Origin of the sequence: Herbaspirillum frisingense GSF30, from assembly GCF_000300975.2 — a bacterium.
GTDB lineage: Bacteria > Pseudomonadota > Gammaproteobacteria > Burkholderiales > Burkholderiaceae_D > Herbaspirillum > Herbaspirillum frisingense.
In genome coordinates this window covers 121,050-135,361 of sequence record NZ_AEEC02000004.1, presented here as the reverse complement: position 1 = coordinate 135,361, position 14,312 = coordinate 121,050, and the positions used below count along the sequence as shown (strand labels likewise).

12 protein-coding genes are annotated in these 14,312 nt (G+C 65.1%); 5 read left to right on the top strand and 7 right to left on the bottom strand.

What is annotated here, in order from left to right; genetic code table 11:
• Positions 1 to 68: 68 nt before the first annotated feature.
• A complete protein-coding gene (nfsB, locus tag HFRIS_RS04510) occupies positions 69 to 722 on the bottom strand; it encodes an oxygen-insensitive NAD(P)H nitroreductase (protein WP_006462058.1) in 654 nt (217 codons plus the stop codon).
• Between the two features lie 188 nt (positions 723 to 910).
• Between nfsB and HFRIS_RS04505 the strand changes: the two genes are divergently transcribed.
• Positions 911 to 1,816 (top strand): LysR family transcriptional regulator, encoded by a 906-nt coding sequence (locus tag HFRIS_RS04505; protein ID WP_006462057.1) that lies wholly within the window; start codon positions 911 to 913, stop codon positions 1,814 to 1,816.
• Positions 1,817 to 1,836: 20 nt separating this feature from the next.
• On the opposite strand, the gene HFRIS_RS04500 is transcribed toward HFRIS_RS04505, so the two are convergent.
• Together HFRIS_RS04500 and HFRIS_RS04495 are read right to left on the bottom strand one after the other, a co-directional pair.
• On the bottom strand, positions 1,837 to 2,793 hold the full coding sequence (locus HFRIS_RS04500; protein WP_006462056.1) for a DMT family transporter: 957 nt from the start codon (positions 2,791 to 2,793) through the stop codon (positions 1,837 to 1,839).
• Between the two features lie 297 nt (positions 2,794 to 3,090).
• Positions 3,091 to 4,692 carry a methyl-accepting chemotaxis protein gene (locus tag HFRIS_RS04495; protein WP_006462055.1) on the bottom strand — a complete coding sequence of 534 codons (1,602 nt, stop codon included), beginning with the start codon at positions 4,690 to 4,692 and terminating at the stop codon, positions 3,091 to 3,093.
• Between the two features lie 303 nt (positions 4,693 to 4,995).
• On the opposite strand from HFRIS_RS04495, the gene HFRIS_RS04490 reads away from it, so the two are divergent.
• From HFRIS_RS04490 to HFRIS_RS04475, 4 genes are all read left to right on the top strand, one after another.
• Positions 4,996 to 5,787 carry an enoyl-CoA hydratase gene (locus HFRIS_RS04490; protein ID WP_006462054.1) on the top strand — a complete coding sequence of 264 codons (792 nt, stop codon included), beginning with the start codon at positions 4,996 to 4,998 and terminating at the stop codon, positions 5,785 to 5,787.
• A gap of 117 nt (positions 5,788 to 5,904) precedes the next feature.
• Positions 5,905 to 6,771: a TorF family putative porin gene (locus HFRIS_RS04485; protein WP_006462053.1), complete on the top strand. Its 867-nt coding sequence runs from the start codon at positions 5,905 to 5,907 to the stop codon at positions 6,769 to 6,771.
• 32 nt (positions 6,772 to 6,803) lie between these two features.
• Positions 6,804 to 7,211: a hypothetical protein gene (locus HFRIS_RS04480; protein ID WP_006462052.1), complete on the top strand. Its 408-nt coding sequence runs from the start codon at positions 6,804 to 6,806 to the stop codon at positions 7,209 to 7,211.
• 99 nt (positions 7,212 to 7,310) lie between these two features.
• Positions 7,311 to 7,883: a hypothetical protein gene (locus tag HFRIS_RS04475; protein ID WP_006462051.1), complete on the top strand. Its 573-nt coding sequence runs from the start codon at positions 7,311 to 7,313 to the stop codon at positions 7,881 to 7,883.
• Positions 7,884 to 7,901: 18 nt separating this feature from the next.
• Here HFRIS_RS04475 and HFRIS_RS04470 read toward each other — a convergent pair whose 3' ends face one another.
• The 4 genes from HFRIS_RS04470 to kdpB all read right to left on the bottom strand — a co-directional run bounded on the left by HFRIS_RS04470 (position 7,902) and on the right by kdpB (position 14,299).
• Positions 7,902 to 8,612: a response regulator gene (locus tag HFRIS_RS04470; protein WP_006462050.1), complete on the bottom strand. Its 711-nt coding sequence runs from the start codon at positions 8,610 to 8,612 to the stop codon at positions 7,902 to 7,904.
• An 8-nt stretch (positions 8,613 to 8,620) separates the two neighbouring features.
• Positions 8,621 to 11,377: a sensor histidine kinase gene (locus tag HFRIS_RS04465; protein WP_006462049.1), complete on the bottom strand. Its 2,757-nt coding sequence runs from the start codon at positions 11,375 to 11,377 to the stop codon at positions 8,621 to 8,623.
• A 91-nt stretch (positions 11,378 to 11,468) separates the two neighbouring features.
• Entirely contained in the window at positions 11,469 to 12,080 is a 612-nt protein-coding gene (kdpC, locus tag HFRIS_RS04460; RefSeq protein ID WP_039874361.1) for a potassium-transporting ATPase subunit KdpC, read from the bottom strand.
• 29 nt (positions 12,081 to 12,109) lie between these two features.
• Positions 12,110 to 14,299: a potassium-transporting ATPase subunit KdpB gene (gene kdpB / locus HFRIS_RS04455; protein WP_039874360.1), complete on the bottom strand. Its 2,190-nt coding sequence runs from the start codon at positions 14,297 to 14,299 to the stop codon at positions 12,110 to 12,112.
• Positions 14,300 to 14,312: the final 13 nt, after the last annotated feature.

Sequence of the window (14,312 nt, the reverse complement as noted above, 5' to 3'; positions counted from 1 at the left end):
TTATGCACTGCGGCAATCATCAATCGGGCGCTGTACGGGCCGGCAGCGAACAGCTTGCCCCACGCAAATCAGAGTTCAGTGAAAACCGTCTCCGCTGCCAGGCGCGACTTCGGCAGCTTGGCGTTGAAATCGTCGGCACCGCTATAGCCCAGCCCGACCAGGACCACGCTGGTGAAGCCCTGCGCGTGCAGGCCGAGTTCCTCGTCCAGCACCTTGGCATTGAAGCCTTCCATCGGCACCGTATCCACTTCCAGTTCGGCCGCGCCCAGCAGCAGCGTGCCCAAGGCGAGATAGACCTGCTTCTCCATCCAGTGCTGGGCATCCTTCAATTCATAGCGATGCAGATTGCTGTACGACAGGCGCGAGCCGCGCTGGCCGGCGCGCGCCTCGTCATTGACGAAACGGCCATCGGCCTGTTCCTTCTCCAGCAAGGCCTCCAGGTGTGTCTCGCTGATGGCGGTGCGGGCACACAGCACCAGTACGTGGGAGGCATTGAGGATCTTGGGCAGGTTGTACGGATAACCGGCCTCGGCCGCCTTGCCGATACGCGCCTTGGCCGCATCGGTCGACGCCAGTACAAAATGCCAGGGCTGGGAGTTCACCGACGACGGTGCCAGGCGCAGCAGTTCGCGCAGTTCGGCGATGATGGTCTCGGGGATCTTGCGGCTGGGATCGAAGGCCTTGGTGGAATGGCGCTTGCGGGCGGCGTGGAGCAGGCTCATGGGATTTCCTTGTGAACGGATTGGCGATGGTGTTGAAGAATGCGGAGGCATGCCTGTGGGAAGGCTGCTTGCATGACATCTTCCGGCAGGAAGCGCTTTCAAAAAAGTACGGCGCGGCAAAAACATTTTCAAAAAAAAATTGAAAGTAAAATAGCCGCCTGATCTCACCTCTGCCTCGACGCCCACCCATGATCCGCCTGGACGACCTCGCCATCTTCGTCTGCGCTGCCGACAATGGCAGCCTCTCCGCTGCTGCCCGCCAGCATGACGTCACGCCTGCTGTGGCCAGCGCCGCCATGAAGCGGCTGGAAGCCGAACTGGGCGCCCGTCTGCTGGCCCGCTCCACGCGCAGCCTGCGCCTCACCCCCGATGGCGAACGCTACCTGCAATACGCCCGCAATGCCCTGGCCGAAGTCAATGCCGGGCGCGACGCGGTGGCCCATGGCCGGCGCATGGTGGGTGGCAATCTCTCGCTGTCGGTGCCCTCCGATTTCGGCCGCAACCTGATGTGCCGCTGGCTCGACGAATTCCAGGCACAGCATCCAGCGGTCAGTCTGCAGGTACGCATCAGCGACCGCGTGGCCGACATGTTCCGGCAACCGGTGGAGGTGGCCATCCGCTACAGTCCGCCCGACGATTCCAGCCTGGTCGCCCTGCCGCTGGCCCCGGAAAACCGGCGCGTGCTGTGCGCCTCGCCCGACTATCTGGCACGCCATGGACGCCCGCGCACGCCAGCTGACCTGCGCCAGCACAATTGCCTGCGCTACCTGCTGTCGGACATGCTGCATTCGCAGTGGACCTTCTTCAAGGACGGCACACCAATCCAGGTGCAGGTCAGCGGCGACCGCGTCTGCGACGATGGCGAGCTGGTCCACCGCTGGGCGGTCGATGGCCGTGGCCTGGCCTACAAGTCACGCCTGGACGTGCTGGCCGACCTGCGCAGCGGCAAGCTGGAAGCGGTGATGGAAGATTATCTGGGCGAACCCTCGCCACTGGATCTGGTGTGTACCCATCGCATGAGCCTGTCACCGACGGTACGGGCCCTGCGCGAACTGCTCGGCGAGCGCATCGCGCGTTATCTCGCCGACCGCTGAGGCAAGGTTCAGCCGGGGGTTCAGCCCTTGATGGCCAGGCGGCGCCAGCCCATGGCCGGGAGCGCCGGCAGCAACAGGCCCAGGCACAGCAGGCCCATGCCCAGCAACAGATCTGGAGAGAGACGCTCCCCGAAGATCAGCGACGACAGCGTCAGGCCCACCACCGGCACGCCCAGCATGCACACCGACACCGTCACCGGCGACAGGCGCTGGGTCATCTGCAATACGATCAGGAAGGTCAGCGCGGTGGCCAGCGGACCGGTATAGGCGATCACGCCCCAGGAGTGCGGGTCGGCCAGGAAGGTCGGCGCACCATCGACCAGCATCGCCAGCACGCACAGCGGCACGGCCGCCACCAGCGTCTGCCAGGGCAGCAGGTCGAAGTCCAGCTTCACGCCCGGGGTCAGCTTGATCTGCAGGATGTTCATGGCCCACGACAGCGAGGCCGCGCCCAGCATCAGGTAGCCGATCATGCTGTGCAGGTCTGCATGCAGCAGTGCCGGCAGCACGATCACGGCGATCCCCACATAGCTGCAGACGGTGGCCAGCGATTGCCGGCCGTTCAGTTTGTGCTTCAATACCAGCGCGGCGCCCGGCACCACCCAGATCGACGTGGCATAGGCGATCAGCGAAGCACGGCCCGGCATGACGAAATGCAGCGCGCCAGTCACCAGTGCCGTGAACAAGCCCATCTGCAGCACCCCCACCCCGATCACCACCGGCCACTCCTGGCGAGTGGGCAGGCGCAGCTTGCCGATGACGGCAGCAATTGCGAAGCTGAGCAGCGCCGCCGAAAGGAAACGGCTGGCCGCAAACCACAGCGGCGGAATGAACTGGCTGCCGAACTTCATCACCGGCCAGTTACCGCCCCAGATGCAGATCGCCAGTACCACACAGACCAGGAACAGCCGGCTCATGGCCGGTTGCCGGGCAGCTGCGGATCGGGTGGCATGGGGGGTGGCAATGGCGGTGGACATCTCGGACTCCAGGTAGGCAACAGGAGCGCCACCCTGCCCGACGGCCCATGAAAAAAGGCCGCCGGATGCATGTTGCAGCGCATCCAAACGGCCTTCATGGTAGAGAACAGACGGCAAAAAGTGCTGCCGTATTTGATCTGGAGAAACAGCGTTGACAGCATTTCCTGCTGCCATTTCACGATTTGCAGATTAATTATTCGAACAAACCAAATTGGCGCAGCATGCACCACTTCGAACTGCACCGCCCCGGTTTGATAGCACGGCCTGCGGTGCCGCAGCAGGCCGCCAGCGATATCCTCAGCGCTTGACCACCAGTGAAGAGGAACGGGACGCCGCCGCACCGGCCTGGCGATCCAGCGTGAACACGCCCACCAGGCCCACCAGCTTGTCGGCCTGCTCCTGCAGGGACTGCGCCGCAGCGGCGGCCTGTTCCACCAGGGCCGCGTTCTGCTGGGTGGTCTCATCCATCTGGGTGATGGCCTCGCCCACCTGCTCGATGCCGGAGCTCTGCTCATGGCTGGCGGTTGCGATCTCATGCACTACGGTCGAGACGCCCTGGATGCTGGAGACCACCTGTTGCATGGTCTGCCCGGCCTGCTGCACCAGATGCGTCCCGGCGTCGACCTTGCCCACCGAGTCATCGATCAGTTGCTTGATTTCCTTGGCTGCCGCCGCCGAGCGTTGCGCCAGCGAACGCACCTCGGAAGCCACCACTGCAAAGCCACGTCCCTGCTCGCCGGCACGGGCCGCTTCCACGGCGGCGTTCAGCGCCAGGATATTGGTCTGGAAGGCGATGCCATCGATCACGCTGATGATGTCCACGATCTTGCGCGACGACTCATTGATGGAGGCCATGGTCTGCACCACCTGCCCCACCACCTCGCCACCCTGGATCGCCACCTTGGCCGCACCGGACGCCAGTTCGTTGGCGTGCTGGGCATTGGCCGCATTCTGCTTGACGGTGGAGGTCAGCTCTTCCATGGCCGAGGCGGTTTCTTCCAGCGAACCGGCCTGCTGCTCGGTGCGGTTGGACAGGTCCATGTTGCCGTTGGCGATCTCATCGACCGAAGTCTTGATGGACTCGGTCGCGCCCTTGATGCCGTGCACGGTATCGACCAGACGGTCGCGCGTGTAGGCCACGGCCGCCACCAGGCTGCGGTCGTCACCCCCCATGGTACGGATGGTGCCGGTGAGGTCACCGGCAGCGATCTTGCGCGCCATCTCCGCCGCCTCGCTGGGTTCGCCACCGATGGAACGGAAGATGTTGCGCGAGACCAGGCCCGCAATCAGCGACAGGATCACACCCAGCACCACCAGCACCACCACCGCCTGGATCAGGGCACGACGGAAATCGGCCTCGATATCGTCGGAATAGACGCTACAGATCAGGTCCCAGTTCCACGGCTTGAAGCGCTTGACGAAGCCCAGCTTGGGACTGGGCTTGTCACTGCCCGGCCGCGGCCACCAGTATTCCAGGTAGCCCTTGCCATCGGCCGAGGAGCCGGTCGCGGCAATCATCTTGTAGAGCGCATTGCCCTTCGCATCCTTGAAATCGATCATGTTGCGGCCATCGAGCTTGCCATTGATCGGGTGCATCACGATGACCGAATCGGCGGCCACGATGGTGGCGTAGCCATCACCGGTATAGCGCTGGTCGCGCACGCGTGCGATGGCGCCCTTCTGTGCCTCTTCGCGGGACAGCTTGCCGTCGGCTTCCAGCTTGGCGTAGCCGGCGATGGTGGTATAGGCCATCTCGGTGACGTCTTCCAGACCGCGTTGCCGTTCGGCAATCTGCAGGTCGCGGGTCTGGTAGGCATGCCAGATCGAAAGCACCAGCAGGGCGATCCAGGAGAACACCAGCGGAAGCCAGAGTTTTTTCTTCAGGGAGAGATTGTTCATGAGCGGAAAGAGGTGGCCGTGGTTGCACTGCGTTTGTGAGGTGATCGGGAAAGCCGAATGCCCACGCCACCCGCTGCCGGGACCCCGGCGCGACGTTCACTCCCCCATTCTCGTTTACGGCCGGCAATGTCCTCGGCTAAAGGGTGATTCCAGCGAAAGTCTGTATTTTTCATGACTATTTTTCAGTCCCGGCACAGCAATTCCCAGATAACAGGAGCGCCCTGCCACTGGATGACACACGCGGCCGACCATCCCTTCGATGACGCGCTACCATCCCACAACAATACTCAAGGAGACCCATGCATGACAGCTCACGAATCTATCCTGCTGCGGCAGGACCTGGATGGCATCACCACCCTCACCCTGAACCGCCCACAGCAATTCAACGCCCTTTCGGAAGCGATGCTCGATGCGCTACAGGGACAGCTGGACCAGCTCGCACGGGACGAGAACGTGCGCTGCGTGATCCTGGCCGCGCAAGGTCGCGCCTTCTGTGCCGGCCATGACCTGCGCGAAATGCGGGCCACGCCCGAGCAGGCCTACTACCAACAGCTGTTCGACCGTTGCAGCCGGCTGATGCAATCGCTGCGCGCACTCCCCGTGCCGGTCATCGCCAAGGTGCAAGGCCTGGCCACTGCTGCCGGTTGCCAGCTGGTGGCCAGCTGTGACCTGGCGGTTGCGGCCGAGAGCGCCCGCTTCGCGGTATCGGGCATCAATGTCGGCTTGTTCTGTTCCACCCCGGCGGTGGCGCTGATGCGCAACCTGCCCATCAAGCGCGCTTTCGAAATGCTGGTCACCGGCAAGTTCATCGATGCCGCCACCGCGGCCCAGTGGGGCTTGATCAACCAGGCCGTCCCCGATACCGGACTGGACGCCGCCACGCTGGCGCTGGCGCACGAGATTTGCAGCAAGCCCGCCATCTCGATCCGGCGCGGCAAGGCCATGCTGTACCGACAGCAGATGATGGCCCTGCCGGATGCCTACGCCCATGCGGCCGAGGTCATGGCCTGCAACATCATGGATGCGGAGGCGATGGAAGGGATCGATGCGTTTCTGGAGAAGCGGGTGCCACGCTGGCATGCCGGAGCCGACTGAGGAGCGAGCGCCGCAGGCGGCATTTATCTGACGTTTACGATGCCCACGCAAAGTTTTATCCGGATTAAACGCCCACCCACCTAAGCTGCGTGCTCCTCAACCCGTGGAGCACCCAGCATGATTCGCCGTCACCAGGAACAACATCAACAACCCCAACCGGAATTGGTCCCGCTGGGCCAGCGCCGCCTGCGCCGCGCCCAACTGGCCGGCGTGGCCGGACTGGCGACCCTGGCCGCCAGCGTGCTGCTGGCCATCGCCGTCGTCACCCCGGCGCAGGCTGAAGAAAATGCCAATGCCACACCCGTGGCCGATACTTCCGCCCTGCACCTGACCGGTAACATCGGCGTGGTCAGCCAGTACGTCTTCCGTGGCACCACGCAGACCAACCAGAAGCCGGCCCTGCAGGGCGGCTTCGACCTCACGCATGACAACGGTCTCTACGCTGGCGTATGGCTGTCCAACATCAGCTGGATTTCGGATACGAACCCGGCCGCTTCGGCCAGCCTGGAAGCGGATATCTATGGCGGCTGGAAGCCGGTCCTGAGCGACTGGCTCAACGGCGACATCGGCGTGCTGCACTATGCCTATCCTGGCAGCTATCCCGATGGCATGACCCACCCCGACACCACCGAGCTCTATCTCGGGCTGGATGCCAAATGGATCGCCTTCAAGTATTCGTACAGCACCGGCAACACCTTCGGCAATGCCGACACTCGCGGCAGCAGCTACGCCGACCTGTCGCTCACGCATGAGCTCTTCGCCGGCATCACCGGGCTGGCCCATATCGGCCGCCAGCACTACACCGGCCCCAATGCCGCCAACCTGTCCTACACCGACTGGAAGCTGGGCATGAGCCGCGACTTCTCCGGCTATGTGCTGGGCCTGGCCTATACCGGCAGCAACGCACCCGATGCCGGCTACACCCTGCGCGGCAAGAACATCGGCCGCAATCAGTGGATCGCGTCGCTCAACAAGAGCTTCTGATCCCCCAACCATGCGCAAGGAGGAAGTCCATCATGCGTAGCCGTCTGCACTGGAAACGGGGCGAGGACCGCCTCCATCCGCTCTCGCCGCGCCACCTGTTCCTGCGTACCGCGCAGCGGCGGCGCTACCGCTGCATGCTGGTGGCGCTGCTGATCTTCCTGATATGCGCCGGCATGGCACCACTGACCCAGGCAGTGGCCCCTTATCGCGCTGAAGACGACTACGGCCCCTCGCCGCAGGCCCTGCAGCACCGCGAGGACTGTCGTCGCCAGATCGGCCAGGTAATGGCGGGGAAGATAGAAAGCGAGGATTTCGTGGCACGCAGCGATCGCGAATATTTCCGCTACGTGGTCCGCAAGGACCTGCGCGAAGTGATGTTCATCTGCGATGCGCGCAGCGGCGAAATCCGGCGCCAGCTCGACCTATGGGGGGACCTTTAGGTTCACTTCCCGTCCCTGAGCGTGCGATGGACTGGACAAGCGGCGGGGCTGACGGCAAGATGCCGCATCCCCGCCGCTACTCTTTTCATCAGACTGCTCATGCAAGCCGATTACGCCACCATCCTGCAATGGATCTACCTGTTCAATTCACTGGCCCTGGCCCAGCTGGCCCTGAAGCAACTGGGGCGACGCCGCAAGGCGAGGCAGCTGGAACAGGGCTTTCGTGCTGCTCAGACCAGCGACTGGCGCGCTACCGCGCCTGACTTCCTGTTCGCCCGGCTGGGCAAGCCGCATGCGCAAGTGGAACAGGATGACGGCAGCACCCTGCAGCGCTGGCGTGGCGAGCGCCACTGGCTGGATGCGGTGTACCGCGACGGGCAATGCCAGAGCGTGGAGATTTCCGCGCATCAGGAAGAGAGCTTTCCCACCGTCAATACCTACTTCAACTGCGCCGTGCTGGCGGCGCTGGCCTGCGCCTGGAAATTCTCGGGCCTGGCCGATGCACCGGAGCTGCCGGTGGCCGCAGCGGCCAAGCAGTATCTGTCCAACTTCATCGTCTTCGTGGCGGGGGCCTGGCTGCTGTCCTTCGTGCTCAAGCGCCAGCGCATGCTGCTCAATCTCGGCTGCATCACCATGGTGGTACTGGCGCTGCCCTTGCTGAACTGGCCTTGATCGCCCTGACCGCAACGACTATTCAGCCACCACGTCGGCCAGCCGATAGCCCACGCCGATCTCGGTGAGGATGTGCACCGGCTGGGCGGCATCGCGCTCCAGCTTCTGGCGCAGGCGCTGCATGTAGATGCGCAGGTAATGTCCATCTTCCACGTGCGACGGTCCCCAGCCGGCCACCAGCAATTGGCGGTGCGTGATGACGCGCCCGGCATCGCGCAGCAGCGTGGCCAGCAGGCGATATTCGATCTGCGTCAGATGCAACGGCTCACCATTGCGCGTGACGCTGCGCGCCGGTAGATCCACCGCCACCTCCCCCATGCGGTAGCGACCGCTGGCCTGTCCCGTGGCGGAAGCACGCGCATGGCGGCGCAATTGCGCGCGCATGCGGGCCAGCAACTCGGGCATGCCGAAGGGCTTGACCAGATAATCGTCGGCCCCGGCGTCGAGCGCCTCCACCTTTTCGGACTCCTGGGTGCGGGCCGAGAGGATCACGATGGGCACGCTGCTCCAGTTGCGGATTTCGCTGACCACCTGCTTGCCGTCGCCATCGGGCAGACCAAGATCGACGATGATCAGGTCGGGCTTGCGGGTCCCGGCCTCGGTGATACCTTCGCGGGCGGTACGGGCTTCGTGGACGATGAAGCCTTCCTGTTCCAGCGCGCCCTTGACCAGTTTTCGGATGTGCCGGTCATCTTCGATGAAGACGATATTGCCTGCGTGTTCTTGCATGGTGTTCCTCATTCTTCGGGCAGGGCCGGCTGCGTTTCCACCGGCAGGGTAAAGCAGACGGTAGCCCCCTGCCCGGCTTCCTGCGGGGCGATCCAGATGCGGCCCTGGTGCGCCTCGATGATGGCGCGACAGATCGCCAGTCCCAGGCCCACGCCGGGGGTGCTGGACTCGTTGTCGCCACGGGTGAATTTCTCGAAGGCATGCTGCGTCATGGCCGGCGGGAAGCCGCGCCCCTGATCGCTCACGCTGACCTTGACCTGGCGGCTGCCATCGCTCTGCTCGACATGGGCCGCGATGGTGATGGGACTGCCGGCGGGTGAATACTTGATGGCGTTCTCCACCAGGTTGGCCAGTACCCGCTCCAGCAAGACCGCGTCCACCCGCAACAAGGGCAGGTCGGCGGCGATGCGGGTCTCGACCTGTCGTCCTTCCAGCGCCTTGGCCAGCAGACGCAGCGCCGAGCCGGTCAATTCTTCCAGGGCATTCCATTGTCGGTTCAGCGTGACCACACCGGCCTGCAGCCGTGCCATGTCCAGCAGGTTGTTCATCAGCCCGACCATCTTCTGCGACTGCTCGCTGATGGTGCGGGCCATGGCGCGGGCGTCGTCGTCCAGACGGGCATTGGCGGCCAGGACGTCGGCACTGCCCACCAGCGAAGTCAACGGCGTGCGCAGGTCGTGCGAGATGGCCGACAACAGCGAATTGCGCAGGCGTTCCGATTCCATGGTCACCAGCGCATCCTGGGCCACCTCGGCGTAGTGCAGGCGCTCGATGGCCATGGCGATCTGGGAACAGAAGATTTCCAGCATCTGGCGATTCTCGGGCAGCGCCAGCTGGGCGGCCGCCAACTGGCCCTCTTCCTCGCTGGCGGCATCGATGGCAAAAGCCAGCACCCCACGGGTCCGCATGGTGGCCGTCAAGGGCAAGTACAGGGCTGCGGCCGAGGGCAAGGTGGCCGTGCCCTTGCCGGCCGCCTGCCCGTTGTCATAGACCCACTGCGCCACGCCCGCGTCCACGCTGTGCAACACATGCGCGCCGCTGCCGTCCTGCTCCGGCGCGGTCAGGCGCAACTGGTCGGCACTGTCCGGCAGGAAGAAGGCGATGCGCGCCCCGAACACGGCGGCCAGGTGACGGCGGCCGATTTCCAGTATCTGGTCCAGCGTGAGCAGGGCCGACAGTTCCTTGCCCAGCATGTAGAGATTGGCGGCCCGCGCCTCGCGCTGCATGGCCACGCTGGCCTGGCGCCGCAGGCGTGCCGTGAGCGAACTGATGAACAGCGACACTGCCAGCATCACCGCCAGGGTCAGCAGGTACTGGGCGTCGGACACCGTGATCGAAAAACGCGGATCGACGAAGAAGAAATCGAAGGAGATCACCGACAGCACCGACACCAGCGCCGACGCTGCCCGCCCATGGCGCATCGCCACCAGCATCACGCCCACCAGGTAGAGCATGATGACGTTGGCCGGATGCAGCTTGCCGTCCAAGAGGAAGGCCAGCGTCGTGGTGGCTGCGCAGCTGGCCACGGCCCACAGGGTGCCACGCGTGCGACGCCGGCGCGTAAGCAAGGCCTCCGCCGCGCTGGCGGCGCTGTCGGTGGAACGCTGCTCGGGCTGCTCGCGCGTGCGGCTGCGGGCGATGGTGTAGAGATCGATCTCGCCACCGGCCGCGGCGATACGTTGCGCCAGCGAGCCACGCGGCCACTGCAGAAGGTGACGCAGACCGCGGCTCTGCTGGCCGATCACCAGCTTGCCGGCGTTGCGGCTGCGGGCAAACTGCAGCAGTGCGGCGGCCAGCTCTTCACCACTGATGCTGGCCGTTTCCGCACCCAGCGATTGCGCCAGTTTCAGATAGCCCACCACCCGCTCGCGGCTGGCCATGGCCTGGCGCTGGCGCGGCAGATCCACATGCACCGCCAGCCATTCGGCCTGCAGCTTGGCGGCCAGCCGGGCGCCTTCACGGATCAGGCGTTCCTCACCGACGCCGCTGCCGATGGCCACCACGATGCGCTCACGCGCCTGCCACAGCTGGGCGATGGAGCGGTCGGCGCGGTACTGGCGCATGTCGGCATCGACACGGTCAGCGGTGCGGCGCAGGGCGATCTCGCGCAGCGCGATGAGATTGCCCTTGCGGAAGAAGTTGCGGCCGGCCTTCTCCGCCTGTTGCGGCAGATAGACCTTGCCCTGCTGCAGCCGCGCCAGCAGTTCGTCGGGCGGGATATCGACCAGCTTGACGTCGTCGGCTTCGTCGAAGACATGGTCGGGCACGGTCTCGAAGACGCGGATGCCGGTGATCTGGCCCACCACGTCGTTGAGGCTTTCGATGTGCTGCACATTGAGGGTGGTGTAGACATCGATGCCGGCGCGCAGCAGCTCGTCGATGTCCTGCCAGCGCTTGGCATGGCGCGAACCGGGAACATTGGAGTGCGCCAGTTCGTCCACCAGGATCACGCCGGGCCGGCGTTCCAGCGCGGCATCCAGGTCGAACTCGGGCAACTGGCGATTGCGGTAGGCCACCATGCGCATGGGCAGGCGTGCAATGCCGGCCAGTTGCGCCTCGGTCTCGGCGCGGCCATGGGTTTCGACCACGCCGGCGACCACGTCCACGTCCTGGGCCGCCAGCGCCTGGGCCGCTTCCAGCATGGCAAAGGTCTTGCCGACACCGGCCGAGAAGCCGAAGAAGATCTTCAGGCGGCCGCGTGCCTGGCGCTCTTCGTCGCGCATCACGCGTTCCAGCAGGTCGTCGGGGTCGGGGCGTTGGTCCATGGCGGGTATTCGGGTTGCTGGCATTGTAGTGGCAAAAGGCCGGGGGCACGGCAAACGCGTGCCCCCGGCCTGGCTTGCGCGGACGTCTGACTTACTTGGGATCGGCCTGCGCGCGCAATGGTGCTGCCACATCCAGTGCCAGGTTCAGCTTGAGCGCATTGACGCGTGGTTCACCGAACAGCCCCCATTGCGGGGTCTCGCTGTTGCCACGGATCAGCGCCCGCACCTGCTCTACGCTCACGCCACGCGCACGGGCCACGCGAGCGGCCTGGTAGTCGGCGGCGGCCGGGCTGATGTGCGGGTCCAGGCCACTGGCCGAGGCCGTCAGCAAGTCGATGGGGATGGCACCGGTGTTACCGGGATCGGCTTCCTGCAGGGCCTTGGCACGGTCTTCGGCGGCCTGCTTCAGGGCCGGATTGGTCGGACCCAGATTGCTGCCACCGGAGGCCATGCCGTTGTTGGGGAAAGTGCCCGAGGCCGAGGGGCGGCCCCAGAAATAGGCCGGGCTGCTGAAGTTCTGGCCGATCAGTTCGGAGCCGACCGGCTGTCCCTGGCGTTCGATCAGGCTGCCATTGGCCTGATGCGGGAAGAAGGCCTGCGCCAGACCGGTCACCAGCAGCGGATAGAGGCCGCCCAGCAGCACGCCCAGCAGGATGAACAGCGTGATGGCCGGACGCAAAGGATGGGGAGTAGAGGTTTTCATGAGGCTTTCCTTGGAGCTAGGAGACAAGTTCATACCAGGCCGAACACGGCCAGCAGCATATCGATCAGCTTGATGCCCACGAACGGCACCAACAGACCACCCAGACCGTAGATCAGCAGGTTGCGACGCAGCAGCACGGCCGCGCCCAGGGCGCGATAACGCACTCCACGCAGGGCCAGCGGAATCAGGCCGACGATCACCAGCGCATTGAAGATCACCGCCGACATGATGGCCGAGTCGGGGCTGGCCAGATGCATCACGTTCAGCGCGCCCAGCTGCGGGTAGGTCGCCACGAACATGGCGGGAATGATGGCGAAGTACTTGGCCACGTCATTGGCGATGCTGAAGGTGGTCAGGCTGCCGCGCGTCATCAGCATCTGCTTGCCGATCTCGACGATCTCGATCAGCTTGGTCGGATTGGAGTCCAGATCGACCATGTTGCCGGCTTCCTTGGCCGCCTGGGTGCCGCTGTTCATGGCCACGGCGACGTCGGCCTGGGCCAGCGCCGGGGCGTCGTTGGTACCGTCGCCGGTCATCGCCACCAGCTTGCCTTCGGCCTGGTGCTGGCGGATCAGCGCCAGCTTCTGCTCCGGCGTGGCCTCGGCCAGGAAGTCATCGACACCCGCTTCGGCAGCGATGGCAGCTGCGGTCAGGCGGTTGTCGCCGGTGATCATGATGGTCTTGATGCCCATGCGGCGCAGTTCGCCGAAACGTTCCTTGATGCCGCCCTTGACGATGTCCTTCAATTCCACCGTGCCGAGGATGCGGATCGGCGCACCCTGGTTGACCACGGCCGCCTCGGCGTGCCATTCGATGACCACCAGCGGCGTACCGCCACGACGGGCGATGGCTTCCACATCGCTCTCCACCTGCGCCGGCAGGCGCTGATCGGCCGAACGCACCAGCTTGCGGATGGCATCGGCAGCACCCTTGCGGATGCGACGGCTGCCGAGGTCGATGCCGGAGACCCGGGTCTGCGCCGAGAACGGGATGAATTCCGCGCCCAGGCCGGCCATTTCGCGTTCGCGCAGATTGAAGCGGTTCTTGGCCAGCACCACGATGCTGCGGCCTTCCGGCGTTTCATCGGCCAGCGAAGCCAGCTGGGCGACATCGGCCAGTTCGCGCTCCGCCACGCCGGGCGCCGGCATGAAGGCGGCGGCCTGGCGGTTGCCGAGGGTGATGGTGCCGGTCTTGTCCAGCAGCAGCACGTCGACGTCACCGGCGGCTTCCACGGCGCGGCCGGAGGTGGCGATCACATTGGCCTGCATCATGCGGCTCATGCCGGCCACACCGATGGCCGAGAGCAGGCCGCCGATGGTGGTCGGGATCAGGCACACCAGCAGCGCCACCAGGGCCGTGACCGACACTGGCGCACCGGCACCGGCGGCGGTCACGGAAAAGATCGAGAACGGCAGCAGGGTCACCGTCACCAGCAGGAACACCAGCGTCAGCGCCACCAGCAAGAGCGTGAGGGCCAGTTCATTGGGGGTCTTCTTGCGGCTGGCGCCTTCCACCATGGCAATCATGCGGTCCAGGAAAGCTTCGCCCGGATTGACCGAGACCCGCACCACGATCCAGTCCGACAGCACGCGCGTGCCGCCGGTGACGGCCGAAAAATCGCCGCCGGATTCGCGGATCACCGGTGCCGATTCGCCGGTGATGGCGCTCTCGTCCACGGTGGCCACGCCCTCGATGACGTCACCGTCGGCCGGCACGGTATCGCCGGCTTCGATGAGGATCAGGTCGCCCTTGCGCAGGCTGTCGCCTTCCACCACTTCACACTGGCGGGCGGCGTTCGCAGTGCCTGCCACCGAGGCCGCATTGCGTAGCTTCTTGGCCGTCACGCTCTTCTTGACCCCACGCAGGGCTGCAGCCTGGGCCTTGCTGCGGCCTTCGGCCAGGGCCTCGGCGAAGTTGGCGAAGAGCACCGTGAACCACAGCCAGGCGGCTACGGCACCGATGAAACCGGCCGGCGCCTCACCCTTGCCGACCAGGGCCTGGATGAACAGCAGCGTGGTCAGGATGCTGCCGAGATAGACCACGAACATCACCGGATTGCGCCACTGCACGCGCGGCGACAGCTTGCGCACGGCGTCGGCCAGGGCCGGCTTGACAATCTTCGGATCGAACATCCAGCGCGCGGTCTGCGCGGCGGACGGAATGGCATCGGCCTGCAGCTTGCTGGCAGCGGCCGGAGTATTGCTGGAAGGGGTAGTCATAGGTTTTCCGTTG

What these genes read in the sequence shown, in the direction of transcription:
- nfsB (WP_006462058.1), bottom strand. Translation starts at nt 722, where the DNA reads ATGAGCCTGCTCCACGCCGCCCGCAAGCGCCATTCCACCAAGGCCTTC.
- HFRIS_RS04505 (WP_006462057.1), top strand. Translation starts at nt 911, where the DNA reads ATGATCCGCCTGGACGACCTCGCCATCTTCGTCTGCGCTGCCGACAAT.
- HFRIS_RS04500 (WP_006462056.1), bottom strand. Translation starts at nt 2,793, where the DNA reads ATGTCCACCGCCATTGCCACCCCCCATGCCACCCGATCCGCAGCTGCC.
- HFRIS_RS04495 (WP_006462055.1), bottom strand. Translation starts at nt 4,692, where the DNA reads ATGAACAATCTCTCCCTGAAGAAAAAACTCTGGCTTCCGCTGGTGTTC.
- HFRIS_RS04490 (WP_006462054.1), top strand. Translation starts at nt 4,996, where the DNA reads ATGACAGCTCACGAATCTATCCTGCTGCGGCAGGACCTGGATGGCATC.
- HFRIS_RS04485 (WP_006462053.1), top strand. Translation starts at nt 5,905, where the DNA reads ATGATTCGCCGTCACCAGGAACAACATCAACAACCCCAACCGGAATTG.
- HFRIS_RS04480 (WP_006462052.1), top strand. Translation starts at nt 6,804, where the DNA reads ATGCGTAGCCGTCTGCACTGGAAACGGGGCGAGGACCGCCTCCATCCG.
- HFRIS_RS04475 (WP_006462051.1), top strand. Translation starts at nt 7,311, where the DNA reads ATGCAAGCCGATTACGCCACCATCCTGCAATGGATCTACCTGTTCAAT.
- HFRIS_RS04470 (WP_006462050.1), bottom strand. Translation starts at nt 8,612, where the DNA reads ATGCAAGAACACGCAGGCAATATCGTCTTCATCGAAGATGACCGGCAC.
- HFRIS_RS04465 (WP_006462049.1), bottom strand. Translation starts at nt 11,377, where the DNA reads ATGGACCAACGCCCCGACCCCGACGACCTGCTGGAACGCGTGATGCGC.
- kdpC (WP_039874361.1), bottom strand. Translation starts at nt 12,080, where the DNA reads ATGAAAACCTCTACTCCCCATCCTTTGCGTCCGGCCATCACGCTGTTC.
- kdpB (WP_039874360.1), bottom strand. Translation starts at nt 14,299, where the DNA reads ATGACTACCCCTTCCAGCAATACTCCGGCCGCTGCCAGCAAGCTGCAG.